Origin of the sequence: Actinomadura madurae (assembly GCF_047130825.1) — a bacterium.
Lineage (GTDB): Bacteria > Actinomycetota > Actinomycetes > Streptosporangiales > Streptosporangiaceae > Spirillospora > Spirillospora madurae.
Map to the genome: position 1 here is coordinate 1,611,935 of NZ_CP083237.1, position 18,194 is coordinate 1,630,128.

Below are 18,194 nucleotides of genomic sequence, written 5' to 3' on the forward strand. Positions count from 1 at the left end.
CCAAATTCTCATGTACGCGGGCGGTCAGGTGACGACGACGGCACCGCCCTTGACCTGCACCGGATACTCCTTGAGCGGCTCCTTTGCCGGGCCGCGCCGCACCGATCCGTCCGCGATGGCGAACTCGCTGCCGTGGCACGGGCAGTTGATCAGCCCGCCGGCGACGCCGCCCACGGTGCACCCCTGGTGCGTGCACACCGCCGTGAACGCCTTGAAGGCGCCCTGGGTCGGCTGCGTCACGACGACCTTGCGGTCCCCGTAGACCTTCCCGCCGCCGACCGGGATGTCGGCGGCCTTCGCGATCTCCTCGCCCTTCAGGTCGGCGGCGGGCGTCGCCCCGCCTCCCCCGGCGCAGCCGGCGAGCACGGCCGCACCGGCCGCACCGGCCCCGCCGCACAGCACGGCCCGCCGTCCGATCCCCCGCTCGCCGGAGGCGCGCTCGACCCCGGGCGTCACATCGTCTCCCATGGTCCCATCTTGGTGGACGGCCCACGGGCGCCCCGCGCGGGGAGGGGTCAGAGGATCTTCTTGAGGAACTGGCCGGTGTGGCTCGCCTCCACCGCGGCCACGTCCTCGGGCGTGCCGGTGGCGACGACGGTGCCGCCGCGCGAGCCGCCTTCGGGACCCATGTCGATGATCCAGTCGGCGGTCTTGATGACGTCCAGGTTGTGCTCGATGACGATCACCGTGTTGCCCTTGTCGACCAGCCCGTTCAGGACGCCGAGGAGCTTGCGGATGTCCTCGAAGTGCAGGCCGGTGGTCGGCTCGTCCAGGACGTAGATGGTGCGCCCCGTGGAGCGCTTCTGCAGCTCCGAGGCCAGCTTGACGCGCTGCGCCTCGCCGCCGGACAGGGTGGGGGCGGGCTGGCCGAGCCGGACGTAGCCGAGGCCGACGTCGTTGAGGGTCTTCAGGTGCCGGTGGATCGCCTTGATCGGCTCGAAGAACCCGGTGGCCTGCTCGATCGGCATGTCGAGCACCTCGGAGATCGTCTTGCCCTTGTAGTGGACCTCCAGGGTCTCCCGGTTGTACCGGGCGCCGTGGCAGACCTCGCACGGGACGTAGACGTCCGGCAGGAAGTTCATCTCGATCTTGATGGTGCCGTCGCCGGAGCAGTTCTCGCAGCGGCCGCCCTTGACGTTGAAGGAGAACCGGCCCGGCTGGTAGCCGCGCACCTTCGCCTCGGTGGTCTGCGCGAACAGCTTTCGGATGTGGTCGAAGACGCCGGTGTAGGTCGCCGGATTGGACCGCGGGGTGCGGCCGATCGGCGACTGGTCGACGTGCACGACCTTGTCGAGCTGGTCGACGCCGTTGACGCGCTTGTGCTTGCCGGGGACGGTCTTCGCCCCGTTCAGCTTCTTCGCCAGCGCGCTGTAGAGGATGTCGTTGACCAGCGTCGACTTGCCGGACCCCGACACTCCGGTCACGGCGGTGAGCACGCCGAGCGGGAACGAGACGTCCACGTCGCGGAGGTTGTTCTGCTGGGCGCCCTTGACGGTGACCTCCCGGCCCCTGGTCCGGGGCCGGCGGATCTGCGGGACGGCGATCTCGCGGCGCCCGTCCAGGTAGGCGCCGGTCAGGGAGCGCTCGGACTTCTTCAGGTCCTCGACCGTGCCGGACACGACGATCTCGCCGCCGTGCTCGCCCGCGCGGGGGCCGATGTCGACGATCCAGTCGGCGGAGGCGATGGTGTCCTCGTCGTGCTCGACGACGATCAGGGTGTTGCCCATGTCGCGGAGCCGGAGCAGCGTCTCCAGCAGCCGGTGGTTGTCGCGCTGGTGCAGGCCGATGGACGGCTCGTCCAGCACGTAGAGGACGCCGACCAGGCCGGACCCGATCTGCGTCGCCAGCCGGATGCGCTGGGCCTCGCCGCCGGCGAGCGTCGCCGACGCCCGGTCGAGGGTGAGGTAGTCGAGGCCGACGTCCAGCAGGAAGCCGAGCCTGGCGTTGATCTCCTTGAGCACGCGCTCGGCGATGTGCCGCTCGCGCTCGCCCAGCTCCATCGCGAGCAGGAACTTCGCGGCCTCGCCGATCGGCATCGCGGCGACCTCGGCGATCGACCGCCCGCCCATGGTGACGGCGAGCACGACCGGCTTGAGCCGGGCGCCCTCGCACGTCGGGCAGGGGATCTCCCGCATGTAGCCCTCGTACCGCTCCCGGCTGGAGTCGCTCTCGGACTCGGCGTGCCGCCTCTGGATGTAGGGGATCACGCCCTCGTACGCGGTGTAGTACGACCTCGTCCGCCCGTACCGGTTCTTGTAGCGGACGTGGACCTGCGTCTCGTGCCCGTTCAGGATGGCCTTGCGCGCCTTGGCGGGCAGCTTGTCCCACGGCGTGTTCAGGTCGAAGCCCATCGCGTCGCCGAGGGCGGACAGCAGGCGCAGGAAGTAGTCGCTCACGTGCCCGTTGGACCACGGCTGGATCGCGCCCTCGCCGAGGGTCAGCTCGCCGTCCGGGATGACGAGCTCGGGGTCGACCTCCATCCGCGTCCCGAGGCCGGTGCAGTCGGGGCAGGCGCCGTAGGGCGAGTTGAACGAGAACGACCGGGGCTCCAGCTCCTCGAACGACAGGTCGTCGTAGGGGCAGTAGAGGTGCTCGGAGTACATCCGGGTGCGGTGCTCGTCGTCCTCGGGCAGGTCGACGAAGTCGAGAACGATGGTGCCGCCCGCGAGCCCCAGCGCCGTCTCGACCGAGTCGGCGAGGCGCTGCCGGGCGGAGTCCTTCACCGAGAGCCGGTCGACCACGACGGAGATGTCGTGCTTCTCCTGCTTCTTGAGCTTGGGCGGCTCGTCCAGGCGGACCATCTGCCCGTCGACAAGCGCCCGCGAGTAGCCCTTGGACTGCAGCTCGCGGAACAGCTCCAGGTACTCCCCCTTGCGCCCGCGGATCACCGGCGCGAGGACCTGGAAGCGGGTGCCGGGCTCCAGCTCCAGCACCCGGTCGACGATCTGCTGCGGCGCCTGCCGGCTGATCGGCCGGCCGCACTCGGGGCAGTGCGGGTGCCCGATCCGGGCGTAGAGCAGCCGCAGGTAGTCGTACACCTCGGTGATCGTCCCGACCGTCGACCGCGGGTTCTTGCTGGTCGACTTCTGGTCGATCGACACCGCCGGGGACAGCCCCTCGATGAAGTCGACGTCGGGCTTGTCCATCTGGCCGAGGAACTGCCGGGCGTAGGCCGACAGCGACTCCACGTACCGGCGCTGGCCCTCCGCGAAGATCGTGTCGAAGGCCAGGCTGGACTTCCCGGAACCCGACAGACCGGTGAACACGATCATGGAGTCCCGCGGGAGGTCGAGCGAGACGTCCTTCAGGTTGTGCTCGCGTGCTCCACGCACGATGAGTCGGTCATGCACGGTGTACTTCCGGTTCCTCTTCTGGGGCGCGGCTGTGTGGAGAGACAGGTCGGTCTCAAGGCTAGCCACGGGGTACGACAGAATCCCCCGAGTCCTCAACAGCGGCGCTCGCCGCTGCATTTCATGAAGCTACCCGTCCGTCCCGAGAGGTCCGGACGGCACTCCGACCGTACACGTGTTCGAACACCCCCCGCCACCGGAACACCCCGAGCATCATCAGCGGGCACCTTCAACGGGCACGGAGGGCGTCCAGGACGAGGGCCAGGACCGGGCCGCGATCGCAGAGGCGCTCTGCCGAGTCACTCGTCGTCGAGCGCGAAGTCCAGGTAGCGGTCGGCGGAGCGGCGGACGGCGCTCTTGCCGTCGGTGTGGACGATCTTCCGCCACCAGGCGCCGTAGACGCGGTCGAAGTCGTACGGCTCCAGCAGGCGCAGGGCACGCCGGATGGTGCGGGGACGCTCCGGGATGAAGTTCGGATAGCTGTACATGAAGCTCACCCAGTCGCGGTCGTTGACGACCGTGAGGATGTCGCCGGAGAAGAGCGCGCGGGCGTCCCGCCAGTGCAGGACCTGGCCGCCGTCGAAGTGGACGCCCGCGTTGATCAGCGTGAGGCCGTCGGCCAGCTCGTGGGTGTCGCCCGTCCAGTAGACGACCGAGTCGTCCGGGCGGGCCGCCCATTGGCGGTCGGCCTCGTGGATGTAGACGGGGGCGTCGAACGCGTGCGCCCACTCGATCATGCTGCCGTAGAAGTGCGGGTGGCTGACCGCGACGGCCGAGACGCCGCCGAGCTCGGTCACCTGGCGGACCAGGTCGTCGTCGATGTAAGTGATCATGTCCCACAGGACGTTGCCGGACGGGGTGCGCGCCAGCAGGGCGCGCTGGCCGATGGCGGTGGACGGCTCCGCGCCGATCCCGATGACGTCCGGCCCCTCCTCGGCGACCCGGCCCCGGTGGCCGGCGCGCAGTTCCTCCAGCGTCGTCCATTTCTGGCCGTCCCAGCCGACGTACTGCCGCTCGTCCTCGCAGATCGGGCAGTCAGCGCGAGGTCCCCCGTACTGGACGCCGCAGGTCACGCAGATCGGTAGCTCCATGATCACCACTCTCTGGCACGGGCCGGGCCCGTGCGAAAGGATGGAGGGCCGTCTCGCTGAGGAGGGGTCATGGACTGGCGCGATGCGCTCGACGAACTGGACCGGGGCGTGCTGGCCGTCGTCGGGACGCTGGAGAGGCTCTCCGACGAGGAGATGCGTGCCCCCTCGGCCCTGCCCGGGTGGAGCCGCGGGCATGTGGCCACGCACGTCGCACGGAACGCCGAGTCCCTGTGGAACCTGCTCGAATGGGCGCGGACGGGCGTGGAGATCCCGCAGTACCCGAGCATCGACACGCGCAACGCCGATCTCGACGCGGGCGCGGGACGCGGCCGCGCCGAGCTGGTCGAGGACGTCATGGCCACGGCGGCCCGCTTCTCCGAACAGGCGCGCACGCTCCCGGAGGACGCCTGGAACGCTCCCGTGCGGTCGATGATGGGGTGGTGGCACCCCGCCTGGTACTCGGTGTACCGCCGCTGGAACGAGGTGGAGGCGCACCATGTCGACCTCGCCGCCGGGTACGGGCCGGCCGACTGGCCGGAGCCCTACGTCCGGTGGTCCGCGGCGGCCACGCTGACGGACATGGCGGCGCTGCCGGAGGAGCTGCTCGGCGGGCTGGCCGGGTACCGGATCACCGCGACCGACTCCGGGGAGTCCGCCGACCTCGGCTGGGCGCCCGGCGGGCCGGAGGCGTCCGGGTCGGGGCGGGCCCTGCTGGGCTGGCTGAGCGGCCGGTCGGACGGCGCGGGCGTGAGCGTCCGGCCGGAGGGGCCGCCGCCGGTGCCGCCGCCTTGGCCGCACGCGCCGGCGGGCCTCTAGTCGAAGTCCCTCTGGTCGGAGTCGTGCCCGGCGAGGCGGTGCAGGGCGTCCACCGAGCGGACGACGATCGCGCTCCGGGTGAGGGTCAGCCCGCCGCGGACCGGCTCGGCGGCCAGCAGCTGCGCGACCTTGCGGCGGCCCATGCCGGCCCACCGGCCGAGGTCCTGCTGGGAGACGGGGACCCGGACGTGCACGGCCTCCTCGGCCACGCCGTCCGGACCGTCCTGCTTGGCCGGGGAGCCGAACCGGGCGACCAGCCGCAGGAGCCGGCCGGCGAGGCGGCGCCCCGGGTCGTCGGGGAAGTGGGCGACGCGCAGCTCGTTGGAGTCGCGGAGCCGTTCGGCGAGGACGGCGGCGACGGCCCACGCCGCGCCGGGGTGGGCGTCCAGGACGCGCCGGAACCGGGCGGCGGGCAGCACGAGCGCCTCGACGCGGGTCAGCGCCTCGACGTTGGCGTGCCGGACGCCGCCGTCCGCCGCCTCCAGCTCCCCGACCAGGTCGCCGGGGCCGAGGACGTCGAGGATGGCGATCTCGCCGTGCCGGTCCACCCAGACCCTGACCGCCCCGGAGCGCAGCACGAAGACCTGGGAGGCGCGGGTGTGCTCGCGCATGAGGAACGCGCCCGGCCTGATCACCACGGGCGCGCCCGTCCGCCGCAGCTCCTCCCGGACGGGCGGGGCCAGCGCGTCCCAGAAGCTGGTGATCTCCATCTCGTCTCCTCACCGGGACCGGATCCGGGCAGGGGTCACCCATGATCGGGGCCGCCGGGTCCAGTGAACGCGGCGCTGCGCCGATGGACCAGGTCGTTCGTCACATGTCGAGCGATCTTTCCGATTCCAGCAGGTTGTCGAGGGCGCGGACGCGCCGGACGCAGTCCGCCGCCGCGGCCTGGTCGCCGAGCGCGAGGTGCGAGTCGCGCAGCAGCTCCAGCGCCTGCCGCAGGCCCCGCTGGTCGTCCATGTCGCGGCGGATGACGATCTCGGCGTTCACGTGCTCGACCGCGCGGGCGTGCTTGCCGATCAGCTGGGACGCGCGGGCCATGGCGTGCAGCGCGTACGCCTGCTCGCGGGCGGCGCCGAGCTCGGCGGCGAGGTCGAGGCCGCGCCGGCCCGTCTCCAGCGCCTCGTCGGCGTGCCCGAGGTCGAGGTGGATGGCGGCGAGGTGGACCAGGCCGGTGGCCTCGCTGTGCCGGTCGCCGACCTCGCCGAGCAGGCGCAGCGCCTCCAGCTCCCGTTCCAGCGCCTCCTCGTGCCGCCCGGCGCGGCGCAGGACGGCGGCGAGGGTGTCCATGCCGACGCCGAGGCCGTACCAGTCGCCGCCGGACTCGCGGATGCCGAGCGCCTGCCGCGCGGCGCGCTCGGCCTCGGCGGGCAGGCCGAGCCGCGAGTACGTGCGGGCCAGGCTGCCGAGGGTCCCGGCCATCCGGCCCTGCGCGCCGAGCTGGTGCCACAGGTCGAGGGCCTCCAGGCCGAGCACGAGCGCCTCCTGGTGGCGGCCGAGGCGGCGCATCACGACCGACAGGTGCTCCAGGTCGTTGGCCTCGCCGTGCTGGTCGCCGATCTCGCGGCGGATCTCCAGCGCCCGGAGCAGGTGCTCGCGCGCGTCCCGGTACCGGCCGAGGCGCCAGTGGACGATCCCGATCTGCGCGAGCGCCTCGGCCTCGCCGTGCCGGTCGCTGATGTCGCGGTGCAGCCGGAGCGCCTGCCCGCAGTAGGTGAAGGCCTCCGCGAACTTCGTCGCCTCGCACATCAGCATGCCCAGCGTGGTCAGCGCGCGCGCCTCCCCGTGGCGTGCGCCCAGTGCCCGGTACGTGCGGAGTGCCTGTTCGGCGTCCTGCTGCGCCATTCCGCGCAGGCCGAGCGAGGCGTTCATGCGGGCCAGTTCCGTCAGGGCCTGCGCCGCGCCGTGCATGTCGGCGAGTTCCTGCCGGATGTACAGGGCTTCCAGTGCGTGCGACACCGCCTCGTGGACGTTCCCCTGGCGGCGATGGACCCCCGCCACGGTGAGCAGCGTCTCGGCCACGCCCGCCTGGTCGTTCAGCCGGCGGCGGACGTCGAGCGCCAGCGCGGCGTGTTCCAGTGCCGTCTCGTAGTCGCCGAGGCCCAGATGGGCGCGCGCGAGGGTGCTGCGGCTCTTGGCCACGCCCGCGTCGTCCCGCAGGTCCTCGTGGATCTCCAGGGACCGCCGCGCATGGTCGATCGACGTGAGGTAGCGGCCCAGCACCACGTGGACGTCGGCGAGGGTGGCCAGCGTGACGGCCTCCCCGTACCGGTCGGGCGGGTCGACCGCGCGGAACCCCCGCCGCGCGTCCTCCCCGTACCCGATGGCCTGGACGGAGCTGCCCATCTCGAAGTGCGCAACCGCCAGGTTGTGCAGCATGACGGCCGCCGCCGCCCAGTCCTCCTCGGTCCGGGCGGCGTGCAGGCCCGCCTGGTGGACGGCGATGTTGTCCTCGCTGTAGCGCCGGAAGTCCTGGAAGTCGAACAGCGCGTCGGCGAGTTCCCAGCAGGTCCGGTGCAGGCCGAGCCGCGCGGCCTGGTGCACCGCCGCGACCAGGTTGCGGCGCTCGGCCTCGAACCAGGCGAGGCCCGCCGCGCGCTCGGCCGCGTCCGGCGGCCGGCCGCGGGCCTCGGCTCGGTGCACGGCCGGGCGCGGCCGTCCGGGCAGGGCCGCGCCCGCCCGCCGCGCCTCGGCGAGGTACCCGGCCAGCAGCCGCCGCTGCGCCGCCTGCAGCTCGCCGTCGGAGTCCTCCCCGAGGCCGCGCTCGCGGGCGAACTCGCGCAGCAGGTCGTGCATGCGGTACCGGCCGGGGCCGACGTCCTGGACGAGGTACGCCTGCCGCAGCCCCTCCAGGCATTCGCGCGCCTCGTCCACCGTCAGGTCCTGCAGCGCGGCGAGCGCGGCGGGCGTGAAGTCGGGGCCGGCGACGAGGCCGAGCCTGCGGAACGCCTCCCGCTGGTGGCGGCGCAGGCTCCGGTAGGCGACGTCGAAGGTCGGGTTGACGACGGCGCTCAGGCCCGGTCCGGACGCGCCGTGCGCCGCGCCCTCGCCCAGGCCGGCCCCCGCGAGGCCCGTCCCGTACGGCGCGGCGCCCTGCACGTCCCGGGCGGCCAGCTCCCGGACGGTCCCGGCGATCGACTCGCCGGGGTTCTCGGCGAGCCGCCCGGCCATGACGCCGAGCGCCAGCGGCAGGTGTCCGCACTCGCGGGCGAGCCGCACGACCGCCTTGTGCTCGTCGCGGACCCGGGCGTCGCCCGGCCCGAGGACGTTGGAGATCAGGTCGACCGCCTCCTGCGTCGCCATCTCCCCCAGTTCCAGGGTCCGGATGTCGGCGCCTTCGAGCAGGGCGGGCAGCCGCCACCGGCTGGTGACGAGCACCAGCCCGGACGACACCGCGGCGAGCAGCGGCCTGATCTGCTCGGGCCGGACGGCGTTGTCGAGGATGAGCAGCATCCTGCGGTCGCCCAGCAGCGACCGGCACTGCGCGGCCAGCTCCGACTCGGTGCGCGGGAGCTGGTCGCCGGGCACCCCCGCCGCGCGCAGCACCTGGCCCATCGCCTCCGCGGGCGTGACCGGGCCGCCGCTCGTGCCGCGCAGGTCGGCGAACAGGACGCCGTCGGGGAAGCGGTCCACGACGCGGTGCGCCCAGTGCAGCGCGAGCGTCGTCTTCCCGACCCCCGCCATGCCCTGGACGACCACCGCGCGCGGCCACACCGACTGGCCGACGAGCAGGTCGAGCTTGCCGAGGCTCACCGTCCGCCCGGCGAAGTACGGGTTGTCGGCGGGCAGCCGCACGGCGGGCCGGCCGCCCGGGGGGTCGAGGCGCACCGGCTCGTGCGCCGCGATGCCGGCCCCCTCCGGCCCGCCCTCGGCGGCGGCGCGCTCGGGCTCGGTGACGGGCCACTCGTCGCCCCAGGGGCTCGCGGCGCGGCGGAGCCGCTCGACGTCGAGGATGGTCAGCGGGCGGGCCCGCCGGTCGAGGATCCCCCGCGCCCGCCACAGCCGGAACCAGCGGACCAGCGTCTCGCGGGAGATCCCCGCCCAGTTCGCCAGCTCCGCCTGGCTGAGCTTCAGCGGGATCCGCGTCCCCTGCCCGGGACGGTGCTCGCCGAACCGGTGCGCCAGCTCCAGCAGGTGGTAGGCGAGCCGCTGCGGATGGTCGGCCGCCCGCACCGCGTGCCGCCGGCCGCCGAACGTGACGCTCTCGGAGATCGCGTGCATCATCGCCTCGGCGACCTGCGGGCTCGCCGCCAGCAGGCTGCGGAACTTGCGGCGGTCCACGCGCAGCGCCGTGACGTGGTCGAGCGCGGCGACCGTGCCGCGCTGGGGGTGCCCCCAGGGGCCGAGGACGCCGACCAGGTCGCCCGCCCCGAACAGATCGATGATCGACTCGTCGCCGTCGCTGGAGTCGACGAACTCCTTGGCGACCGCGTTGCTCGCCGCGCGCGGCGACGCCTTGAACACCACGTACACGGCCGGCGCGACCGAGCCCTGGTGGCACAGCATGCCGCCGGGCGGGATGTCGGTGCGCCGGCCCATGGCGCGCAGGGCCTGCCGGTCGGTGGGCGCCAGCCGCTCCCAGAAGCTGCCCGGCCGGACGTCCAGGGCGGCGCCCTGGCCCGTCCCCCCGCCGGCGATGTCGCCGATCACCCGGTCATCCTCCCGCCATCGCCGCCGCCAGCGTCCAGAACAGGAACAGCACGCCGGTGGCCGCCGACCAGGCGACGGCCTGCCAGGACAGCTCGCCGCAGCGGTGGGCCGCCGACAGCAGCCGGCGCAGCTCCGCGTCGCGGACCCGGTCGTCCAGCGCGACCGCGGAGGCGAACGGCGTCCACGGCACGGCCGGGTCGAGGGGCGAGCCGGTGCGGCCGCGCACCTCGCCGAGCACCGCCACCAGCGTCCGGCGGGCCCGGACGGCGTGGCCGGCGGAGACGGCGAACGCGCCGGCCAGCACCGGCAGCAGCGCCAGCGCGGGGAGGCCGGGCACGCCGGCCGCGAGCCGGGTGGCGGTCCCGGCCAGCACGAGTGCGAGGAACACCGCGGCGATGGCGGAGTCCCGGCCGCACAGCCGGACCAGCGTGCAGGCGTGCCCGAGGAGGTCCTCCGGCGTCTCCCTGTCCGGTCCGGGACGGAAAGCGGTCACCAAGGCGTCACCGTCCTCACGGAGTCGATCCTGATCTTCCATTCACCATGGTGCGGTGGCAAGGAGAGAATTTCCGTCCGCGAGCACACGTTCCGGCTGCGTCTGGTGACTCATTTCCGTTTCCAGGGTCCCCGCGCGGCGGGATCACCCCCGCCGATGATGGAAGATGGTCTCCGAACCACCGACGGGAGGACCCCATGACCTACACCGGGAACGTGGAGACCGGCGGGCGTCCCGACGTCCGGGAGCTGCCCGGGCTGACGGTCACGAAGGTGGCGGTCGGCCCATACGACAACAACGCCTACATCCTGCGCTGCACCGCCACCGGGGAGCGGCTGCTCATCGACGCGGCGAACGAGGCGCCCCGGCTGCTTGAGCTGATCGGCGACGGGCCGCTGGCGCGGATCGTCACCACGCACCGGCACGAGGACCACTGGATGGCGTTGAGCGAGGTGGTGCGCGCCACCGGCGCGCCCGTCGCCGCCAACCCGCGCGACGCCGGCGCCCTGCCCGAGCCGGTCGCCGAGCCCGTCGAGCACGGCGACACCGTCACCGTCGGGCGCGCGTCCCTCGACGTCATCCACCTGCGCGGCCACACGCCCGGCTCGATCGCGCTGCTGTACGACGCCGGCGGCGAGCTGGCCGACGGCCCGCACCTGTTCACCGGCGACAGCCTGTTCCCCGGCGGCGTCGGCAACACGTGGGGCGACCCCACCCGGTTCAAGCAGCTGCTGTCGGACGTGGAGGAGCGCGTCTTCGACCGCCTCCCCGACGCGACCTGGTTCTACCCGGGCCACGGCAAGGACTCGACGCTCGGCCGGGAGCGCCCGTCGATCCCGGAGTGGCGCGCCCGCGGCTGGTGACTCCCCGGCGCGGGACGGAACAAGCGGTGTGGGGTGTTCGTTGGCCCCAACACACTTCCGCCCGAGCCCAGGAGTCGACATCCGCGAACCCCACGAGGTGGATCCGGGACCCGCCCTGCGCTACCCCGCGGGTTCCCTGGTACTGGTCGCCGGCCTCCCAGGGGCCGGCAAGAGCACGCTGCTCAACCGCCTGTACGGGCTGCACGGCGACGAGACGGCACCGGTGTGCGCCGACGACGTCCTCGTGATCGACTCGCGGCAGGCCCGGAACTGGTGGGCGCGGTTCCTGCGCCCGCTGCCCGTGCGGATGCGGACCCCGCTCGTGCACGCCACGCACGTGTGGCGCATCGGCCGCGCGATCGTCGCCGGGCACGCCGTCGTCGCGCACACCCGCGGCACCTGGCCGCACATCCTCTACTGCTTCGCCTGGCTGGCGCGCCGCCGGGGCCGCACGCTGCACCTGATCCTCATCGACGTCGCCCCCGAGACGGCCCGCGCCGGCCAGTTCGCCCGCGGCCGCGTCGTCACGGCCACCACGTTCGCCCGGCACTGCCGCCGCTGGCGGCCGCTGATCGACCGCGCCCGCAGCGGCGACCCCCTCCCGCCCGCCGCCGGCGTCACGGTCCTCGACCGCGACGCCGCCGACAAGCTCCAGGCCATCCGCTTCAGCTGAGCGCGCCGAACCAGCGGACGATCATCGCGGTGCCGGCCAGGTTCGCGCCGAGATGGCGGGAGCCCTCGTAGACCGTGTCGCCCACGTCGACGACCGGGACGTCCGCGCCGCGTGCGCGGAAGCCCGCGACGCAGGCGGGGGTGTTGGCGTCGACGGCCTGCTCGTCATCGCTGATCTTGTAGAGGCGCACGGGGACCCGCGGGGTCCATGCCGTGCACACCTGCGCGTCCACGCGCAGCGCCTCGGCGAACGTCCCGGACGGGTGGCGCAGGAGCCGGAATCCCCGAGGGGTGAGGAGCTGGCCGAGCTCGTCGGGAAGGCCCTCCAGCATGACCTGCCCGGGAGTCGTGCCGTCGAAGAACTTCTCGACCCGGCTCGCGTACGGCTCCTGGAACACATCGGACGGTTGCCTGTAGATACCGCCGTGGATGCGGTTCCACGCCGTGAGCAGGTAGGAGGTGTAGGCGACGGCCAGTTTCGGGGCCACCTCGCCGTTCACCAAGGCCGGAAGCTCGGCGCCGCGGAAGTCGTAGGCGCCGCTGATCGGGGCGGCGGCACGAAGCCGGAAGTGCGGGTCGGCGCCCTCCTGCAGGGCCCGGGCCAGGCCGAGCGCGGACGAGGCGCCCTGCGAGAACCCGGTGACCAGCACCCGGCCGTCGAGGACCCGGCCCTCCCGCGGCACGAACTGGCGGGCCGCGCGCAACATGTCGAGGGACGCGGACGTCTCGGACGGCACGTCCTTCCACGGGTGCGCGCCCGGCCCCTTCCCGAGCCCGAGGTAGTCGGGGGCGACGGCGGCGAAGCCCGCGGCTCCGAAGGTCACGGCCGGCCCCGGCCCCCAGACGTCGCCGGCCGTCGACGGGGCGTCCGGCTTGTAGTTCATGGTCCCGTGCGCGTAGGAGACGGTGCGCAGGCGGCGGTCGTCGTTGCGGGGCAGCACGAGCAGGCCGCTGGCCGTCGTCGCCCGGCCGCGGGTGTCGATCGTCCGGTACACGAGCCGGTAGGTGTCCACGCCGTACCGGACGGACGCGGCGTCGAACCCCTCGGTCGCCAGCCAGGCGCGCACCTGGCCGGCCGGCATGGTGCGCAGATGGACGGCGGAGACGAGGTGCCCGCGAGCGGTGTGCTCGTGGCCGACGGCGGGCCGCTCGGGGACACCGGCGGACGCGGTGGCGGGCATGGTGGCGGTCACGGTGGCGGTGACGGCGGCGACCGCCAGGCCGGCCGTCAGGGCGGAGATGGTGCGTTTCATGGGGTCCAGCGTTCGTTCCGCCCGCCCGAACCCGCATCGCGCACGCAGGTGATCTCCCACCCCCTACCTGAGAGGGCCTTCCAGGCAACAGAAGGGCACGGGCGGGCCGGAGGCGGGATGGATAGGGTCGGGAAAGATCGAGGCTATGAGAGGCGGGAGCATGGCGCAGCAGGTACGCGGGGTCGTCGCACCGGGCAAGGGACGGCCGGTGCGGATCGAGACGATCATCGTTCCGGACCCCGGGCCCGGGGAGGCGGTCGTCAGGGTCCAGGCGTGCGGGGTCTGCCACACCGACCTGCACTACCGCGAGGGCGGGATCAACGACGAGTTCCCGTTCCTGCTGGGCCACGAGGCGGCCGGGGTCGTCGAGTCGGTCGGCGACGGGGTGACCGAGGTGGAGCCCGGCGACTTCGTGATCCTGAACTGGCGGGCGGTGTGCGGCCAGTGCCGGGCCTGCCTGCGGGGACGTCCCTGGTACTGCTTCAACACGCACAACGCGAAGCAGAAGATGACGCTCGAGGACGGCACCGAGCTGTCGCCCGCGCTCGGGATCGGCGCGTTCGCCGACAAGACGCTCGTCGCGGCCGGGCAGTGCACGAAGGTCGACCCGGCGGCCCGGCCCGAGGTCGCGGGCCTGCTCGGGTGCGGCGTGATGGCGGGGCTCGGCGCGGCGATCAACACCGGCGGGGTCGGGCGCGGCGACTCGGTCGCGGTCATCGGCTGCGGCGGCGTCGGCGCGGCGGCGGTGCTCGGCGCCCGGCTGGCCGGGGCTGCGACGATCATCGCGGTGGACCTGGACGAGCGCAAGCTCGCCACCGCCTCCTCGCTCGGCGCGACGCACACCGTCAACGGCAAGGACAAGGACGTCGTCGAGACGGTGCGGGAGCTGACCGGCGGGTTCGGCGCCGACGTCGTCGTCGAGGCGGTCGGCCGCCCGGAGACCTACGAGCAGGCGTTCTACGCCCGCGACCTGGCCGGGACCGTGGTGCTGGTCGGGGTGCCGACGCCGGAGATGAAGCTGGAGCTGCCGCTGCTGGAGGTCTTCGGGCGCGGCGGGTCGCTCAAGTCGTCCTGGTACGGCGACTGCCTGCCCTCGCGCGACTTCCCGATGCTGATCGACCTCTACCTCCAGGGCCGCCTCGACCTCGACACGTTCGTGTCGGAGACGATCGAGCTGGACGGTGTCGAGGCCGCCTTCGAGAAGATGCACCACGGCGACGTGCTGCGGTCGGTGGTGGTCCTCTGATGGCGGCCCGCGTCGACCACGTCGTCACGTCCGGGACGTTCTCCCTGGACGGCGGGACATGGGACGTCGACAACAACGTCTGGATCGTCGGCGACGACAGCGAGGCGATCGTCATCGACGCCGCGCACGACGCCGGGGCGATCGCGGAGGCGCTCGGCGGCCGGAGGCTGGTGGCGATCGTGTCCACGCACGGGCACGACGACCACATCGACGCCGCGCCCGCGCTGAAGGCCCGCACCGGCGCGCCCGTCCTGCTGCATCCGGACGACCTGATGCTGTGGAAGCAGAAGCACCCGGACTCCTCCCCCGACGGCGACCTGTCCGACGGCCAGGTCATCAGCGTCGCGGGCACGGACCTCACCGTCCTGCACACGCCGGGCCACAGCCCCGGGGCCGTGTGCCTGCACGCGCCCGCGCTGGGGACGGTCTTCTCCGGCGACACCCTGTTCAACGGCGGTCCGGGCGCGACCGGGCGCTCGTTCTCCGACTTCCCGACGATCATCACCTCGATCCGGGAGCGCCTGCTGACGCTCCCGGCGGACACGGTCGTCCGCACCGGGCACGGCGACTCGACCACCATCGGGGCCGAGGCACCGCACCTGGAGGAGTGGATGGCGCGCGGCCACTGACCGCCGCGGCGAGGTGGCGATAGGGTCCGCGGTGGCGGGCGAGCCGTCCCGGATTCCACCGCGGCCCTAGGGGGTGCGATGCGGCGCAGGGCACCCCTGGCGCTCCTGCTGTGCGCGGCCGTCGCGGGCTGCGGCCAGAGCGCTCGCGGCGCGGGCGCCGAGCCGCCGGCCGTGCCCCCGCCGACCGTCCCCGCATCGAGGGTCCCCACATCGACCGTGCCCGCGCCCACCTCGGCCGTCCCGGCGTCGCCGCCCTCCTCGTCGTCGTCGGCTCCGGCTCTGCTCGGGCGGCAGGGCGGGTGGCGCATCACCACGTACTACACGGCGCTGGAAAGCCTCTACCGCGGCAAACGGAAGGCGGTGCGCGGCTGCACCCGGTTCCATTGCTCGCATGGGAAGACACCGCTCGGCAGCTATCCGGCGGACTTCCTGAAGGTCGTCCAGACCGAGGGCAGCGGACGCATCACCGCGGGCCCGCAGCGGGGCCGGTACCTCAACTGGTCGCACAGCGTGGGCTTCTGGCTGGACGACACCACGCGCGACTCGCGAGGGCGTCCCCTCAAGCCGTGGGTGTCGGCGGCGGCCGACAAGTCGGTCCTCGCGCGCGGGCAGCGGTTCGCGATCGCCGGGTGCGGCGGGGACGGGAACGGGCGGCCGATTCCCGCCGAGGTGTGCGAGAGGTTCCGGAAGGCTCGCTGGACGGTCACCGATCTCTTCCGTCCGGGATACGGCGGCGAGAACCACGCCGACGTCTACCTCGGCGAGGAGAAGGGATCCCTCATGTCCGGCTCGCCCTTCTACACCACGCTGAAGGGCGCCACCCTCGTCCCGTCCTAGGACGGGACGCGGTCGCCCGGACGGGGTGAGGCGAGCCGGGTGGCCCGGGTCCGGCCCCGCAGGGTGACCTCGTCGCCGAGCGACCAGCGGGCCGCCTCCCCCGGGGAGGCCTGCGAGAGGAGGGAGCCGGCCGCCAGGACCCGCGCCGCGGTGGTCTTGGCCATGTCGGTCAGGCGGGCGGCCTCGTTCACCGGGTCGCCGATCACGGTGTACTCGAAGCGCTCCTCGGCGCCGATGTGCCCGGCGACGGCCTCGCCCGCCGAGACGCCGATGGCCGCCTCCAGCTCGGGGACGTCCGCGCGCAGCCGCCGGTCGAGCTCCCGGGAGGCGGCGAGCGCGCGGCCGGGGGCGCCCTCCAGCGCGAGCGGCGCCCCGAACACCGCCAGCGCGGCGTCGCCCTCGAACTTGTTGATCCACCCGCCGTGCGCGCCGATGACCTCGACGACCACGGCGAAGAAGGCGTTCAGCAGCCGGACGACCTCGCCGGGCGGCCGGTCGGCGGCCAGCCGGGTGGAGCCGAGCAGGTCCACGAAGATCACCGCGACCTCGCGCAGCTCGCCGCCGAGGTCGATGCCGCGCTCCAGGGCGACGCGGGCGACGTCCGCGCCGACCTGGCGGCCGAACAGGTCCTGGAGCCGCTCGTGCTCGCGCAGCCCGGCGGCCATGTGGTTGAACCCGGCCTGCAGCAGCCCGACCTCGCTGGCGTCGTAGACGGGCACCTCGACGTCCAGGTCGCCGCGCTCGACACGGGCGAGGCCGAGCCGGACCGACTCGACCGGGTCGGCGATGGCGCGGGCGGCGCCGTAGGTGACGCCGAGGCCGACGATCAGCGCGATGCCGCCGAGGGCGAGCACGGCGACCGCGAAGTCCCGCACGGTGATCTTCGCGATGAGGAACGAGCCGATCGCCAGGGTGATCAGCCCGAGGATCGGGACGGCGGTGCCGAGCCCCCAGGCCAGCACGGAGCGGGCGACGACGCCGGGCAGCCCGGTGCGGCGCGGCATCTCGCTGCGCAGCGTCGCGGTCACCGTGCGCCGCAGCAGCCGCTCGGTCAGCAGGTAGACGACCGTGCAGGTGGTGAGGCCGCCGAGCAGGCTCGTCAGGCCGAGCTTGACGGCCAGCAGCGCGGAGAACGGGGCGTTGATGACGACCCAGCCGACCGTCCCGATCCCCCAGAGCGTCAGGTGCAGCGCCATCAGCCGCAGCGGCCCGTACAGCAGCAGGAGGCGCTCGTGCCGGTCGGGCTCGTCGTGCGCCTCGGCCATGCGCCGGACGCGGCGGAAGAACCGCTCGCCGAGCAGGAGCCCGACGGGCACCGCGGCGGCGACGTAGGCGGCGAAGACGATCAGGTTGACGAGCCGGAGCCGCTCGGAGACCTCGCCGACCGGGTCGGGGACGACGACCGCGAACGCCAGCACGACCAGGGCGCCGCCGAGGTTGGCGAGGCCGGTGGCGACGGTCACCAGGATGCGGGCCCGGCGGGCGATGCGGGCGCGCGAGTCGCCGGGCGCCCCGTCGACGAAGCGCCACAGGGGGCCGAGCCAGGGCCCCCGGCGGGGCGCCTGGGAGGAGGCCGGGGCCGGGCCGCCCGGCCGGCCGCCGCCGGTGGCGAGACCGATCGGGGTCCGCCCCGGTCGCGGCGCGGGCTCCGCCTGTTCGGTCTCCATGAGCGTGCAGGTTATCCGGTCGGATCGGCCGTATCGCCACGCCCGCGGAGCGACCTCGGGGAGGGATTGCTCACTCAGGTGCGGATCGGGTCGAAGAGCCGGTGCGGGGAGCGCAGGATCATGCTGACCGGGTCGGTGCGGCGGCGGACGCCGGGGCCCGCGTGGATCTCCAGATCCTCCGGCTTCACATGGCGCCCGCACGCGGCGCAGGTCCCGTCCGGGCCCACCTGGGTTCCGCAGGCCACGTGCACGAACAGGCGGCACGGTTCGGCGGACAGGTGGTCCTCCGCCCAGCGGGCGAGGGAATGGACGACGGGCCACAGATCCTTGCCCTTGTCCGTCAGCACGTAGTCGTGGCCGTCCTTGACGAGGACGCCGGTGTCGACGAGCGCCTGGAGGCGCGCGGACAGCACCGCCCGGGGGATGTCCAGGTGGACGAGGAAGTCGCTGAACCGGCGGACGCCGTAGAAGGCGTCCCGGACGATGAGCAGCGTCCAGCGCTCCCCCACGACCTCCAGCGCGCGGGCCAGCGAGCAGTCCTGCGCCGCGTAGTCCTTGCCGAGTGCCATGCGCACCACACTACCCACTCCGAGGTTCGTTCACTGAACTCCGCGTGCTACCGTCACC

The 18,194-nt window shown here is 73.6% G+C and carries 15 protein-coding genes; 6 read left to right on the top strand and 9 right to left on the bottom strand.

Annotated elements, in window-relative coordinates; genetic code table 11:
* Positions 1-24: 24 nt before the first annotated feature.
* From K8Z49_RS07580 to K8Z49_RS07590, 3 genes are all read right to left on the bottom strand, one after another.
* Entirely contained in the window at positions 25-468 is a 444-nt protein-coding gene (locus K8Z49_RS07580; protein WP_250370755.1) for a Rieske (2Fe-2S) protein, read from the bottom strand.
* 47 nt (positions 469-515) lie between these two features.
* A complete protein-coding gene (gene uvrA, locus K8Z49_RS07585) occupies positions 516-3,350 on the bottom strand; it encodes an excinuclease ABC subunit UvrA (RefSeq protein ID WP_024935099.1) in 2,835 nt (944 codons plus the stop codon).
* Positions 3,351-3,649: 299 nt separating this feature from the next.
* Positions 3,650-4,441 carry a hypothetical protein gene (locus tag K8Z49_RS07590; protein ID WP_218163882.1) on the bottom strand — a complete coding sequence of 264 codons (792 nt, stop codon included), beginning with the start codon at positions 4,439-4,441 and terminating at the stop codon, positions 3,650-3,652.
* Between the two features lie 69 nt (positions 4,442-4,510).
* Here K8Z49_RS07590 and K8Z49_RS07595 point away from each other — a divergent pair, with 69 nt between their 5' ends.
* Positions 4,511-5,257 carry a maleylpyruvate isomerase family mycothiol-dependent enzyme gene (locus K8Z49_RS07595; protein WP_075024201.1) on the top strand — a complete coding sequence of 249 codons (747 nt, stop codon included), beginning with the start codon at positions 4,511-4,513 and terminating at the stop codon, positions 5,255-5,257.
* On the opposite strand, the gene K8Z49_RS07600 is transcribed toward K8Z49_RS07595, so the two are convergent.
* The 3 genes from K8Z49_RS07600 to K8Z49_RS07610 form a co-directional block, all read right to left on the bottom strand.
* The gene (locus tag K8Z49_RS07600; RefSeq protein WP_412517890.1) at positions 5,254-5,967 is read right to left on the bottom strand and encodes a Crp/Fnr family transcriptional regulator; all 714 of its coding nucleotides are present in this window, start codon (positions 5,965-5,967) and stop codon (positions 5,254-5,256) included. The genes K8Z49_RS07595 and K8Z49_RS07600 overlap by 4 nt on opposite strands.
* A 100-nt stretch (positions 5,968-6,067) precedes the next feature.
* Positions 6,068-9,907 carry a tetratricopeptide repeat protein gene (locus K8Z49_RS07605; RefSeq protein ID WP_412517891.1) on the bottom strand — a complete coding sequence of 1,280 codons (3,840 nt, stop codon included), beginning with the start codon at positions 9,905-9,907 and terminating at the stop codon, positions 6,068-6,070.
* Positions 9,908-9,911: 4 nt separating this feature from the next.
* Positions 9,912-10,400: a hypothetical protein gene (locus tag K8Z49_RS07610; protein ID WP_412517892.1), complete on the bottom strand. Its 489-nt coding sequence runs from the start codon at positions 10,398-10,400 to the stop codon at positions 9,912-9,914.
* 197 nt (positions 10,401-10,597) lie between these two features.
* On the opposite strand from K8Z49_RS07610, the gene K8Z49_RS07615 reads away from it, so the two are divergent.
* A complete protein-coding gene (locus K8Z49_RS07615; protein WP_021599115.1) occupies positions 10,598-11,263 on the top strand; it encodes an MBL fold metallo-hydrolase in 666 nt (221 codons plus the stop codon).
* 97 nt (positions 11,264-11,360) lie between these two features.
* Complete coding sequence (locus tag K8Z49_RS07620) at positions 11,361-11,936, top strand: hypothetical protein (protein ID WP_021599116.1); 576 nt, start codon at positions 11,361-11,363, stop codon at positions 11,934-11,936.
* Here K8Z49_RS07620 and K8Z49_RS07625 read toward each other — a convergent pair.
* The gene (locus tag K8Z49_RS07625) at positions 11,929-13,188 is read right to left on the bottom strand and encodes a hypothetical protein (protein WP_412517893.1); all 1,260 of its coding nucleotides are present in this window, start codon (positions 13,186-13,188) and stop codon (positions 11,929-11,931) included. The two genes, K8Z49_RS07620 and K8Z49_RS07625, sit on opposite strands and share 8 nt — an antisense overlap.
* Before the next feature lie 160 nt (positions 13,189-13,348).
* Between K8Z49_RS07625 and K8Z49_RS07630 the strand changes: the two genes are divergently transcribed.
* From K8Z49_RS07630 to K8Z49_RS07640, 3 genes are all read left to right on the top strand, one after another.
* Positions 13,349-14,434, top strand: a complete 1,086-nt coding sequence (locus K8Z49_RS07630) for an S-(hydroxymethyl)mycothiol dehydrogenase (protein WP_021599118.1) — start codon at positions 13,349-13,351, stop codon at positions 14,432-14,434.
* Complete coding sequence (locus K8Z49_RS07635) at positions 14,431-15,063, top strand: MBL fold metallo-hydrolase (RefSeq protein WP_218163884.1); 633 nt, start codon at positions 14,431-14,433, stop codon at positions 15,061-15,063. Before K8Z49_RS07630 ends, K8Z49_RS07635 begins: the two co-directional genes overlap by 4 nt.
* A 78-nt stretch (positions 15,064-15,141) precedes the next feature.
* Positions 15,142-15,900 carry a hypothetical protein gene (locus K8Z49_RS07640; RefSeq protein ID WP_075024207.1) on the top strand — a complete coding sequence of 253 codons (759 nt, stop codon included), beginning with the start codon at positions 15,142-15,144 and terminating at the stop codon, positions 15,898-15,900.
* On the opposite strand, the gene K8Z49_RS07645 is transcribed toward K8Z49_RS07640, so the two are convergent.
* Positions 15,897-17,567, bottom strand: coding sequence for an adenylate/guanylate cyclase domain-containing protein (locus K8Z49_RS07645; protein WP_024935093.1), 1,671 nt, complete (start codon positions 17,565-17,567; stop codon positions 15,897-15,899). The two genes, K8Z49_RS07640 and K8Z49_RS07645, sit on opposite strands and share 4 nt — an antisense overlap.
* A gap of 74 nt (positions 17,568-17,641) precedes the next feature.
* Entirely contained in the window at positions 17,642-18,136 is a 495-nt protein-coding gene (locus K8Z49_RS07650) for a winged helix-turn-helix transcriptional regulator (protein ID WP_021600420.1), read from the bottom strand.
* Between the last annotated feature and the right edge of the window lie 58 nt (positions 18,137-18,194).

Coding starts and splice junctions, on each gene's coding strand:
- K8Z49_RS07580 (WP_250370755.1), bottom strand. CDS start 468: ATGGGAGACGATGTGACGCCCGGGGTCGAGCGCGCCTCCGGCGAGCGG.
- K8Z49_RS07590 (WP_218163882.1), bottom strand. CDS start 4,441: ATGGAGCTACCGATCTGCGTGACCTGCGGCGTCCAGTACGGGGGACCT.
- K8Z49_RS07595 (WP_075024201.1), top strand. CDS start 4,511: ATGGACTGGCGCGATGCGCTCGACGAACTGGACCGGGGCGTGCTGGCC.
- K8Z49_RS07600 (WP_412517890.1), bottom strand. CDS start 5,967: ATGGAGATCACCAGCTTCTGGGACGCGCTGGCCCCGCCCGTCCGGGAG.
- K8Z49_RS07615 (WP_021599115.1), top strand. CDS start 10,598: ATGACCTACACCGGGAACGTGGAGACCGGCGGGCGTCCCGACGTCCGG.
- K8Z49_RS07625 (WP_412517893.1), bottom strand. CDS start 13,188: ATGAAACGCACCATCTCCGCCCTGACGGCCGGCCTGGCGGTCGCCGCC.
- K8Z49_RS07630 (WP_021599118.1), top strand. CDS start 13,349: ATGGCGCAGCAGGTACGCGGGGTCGTCGCACCGGGCAAGGGACGGCCG.
- K8Z49_RS07640 (WP_075024207.1), top strand. CDS start 15,142: ATGCGGCGCAGGGCACCCCTGGCGCTCCTGCTGTGCGCGGCCGTCGCG.
- K8Z49_RS07645 (WP_024935093.1), bottom strand. CDS start 17,567: ATGGAGACCGAACAGGCGGAGCCCGCGCCGCGACCGGGGCGGACCCCG.
- K8Z49_RS07650 (WP_021600420.1), bottom strand. CDS start 18,136: ATGGCACTCGGCAAGGACTACGCGGCGCAGGACTGCTCGCTGGCCCGC.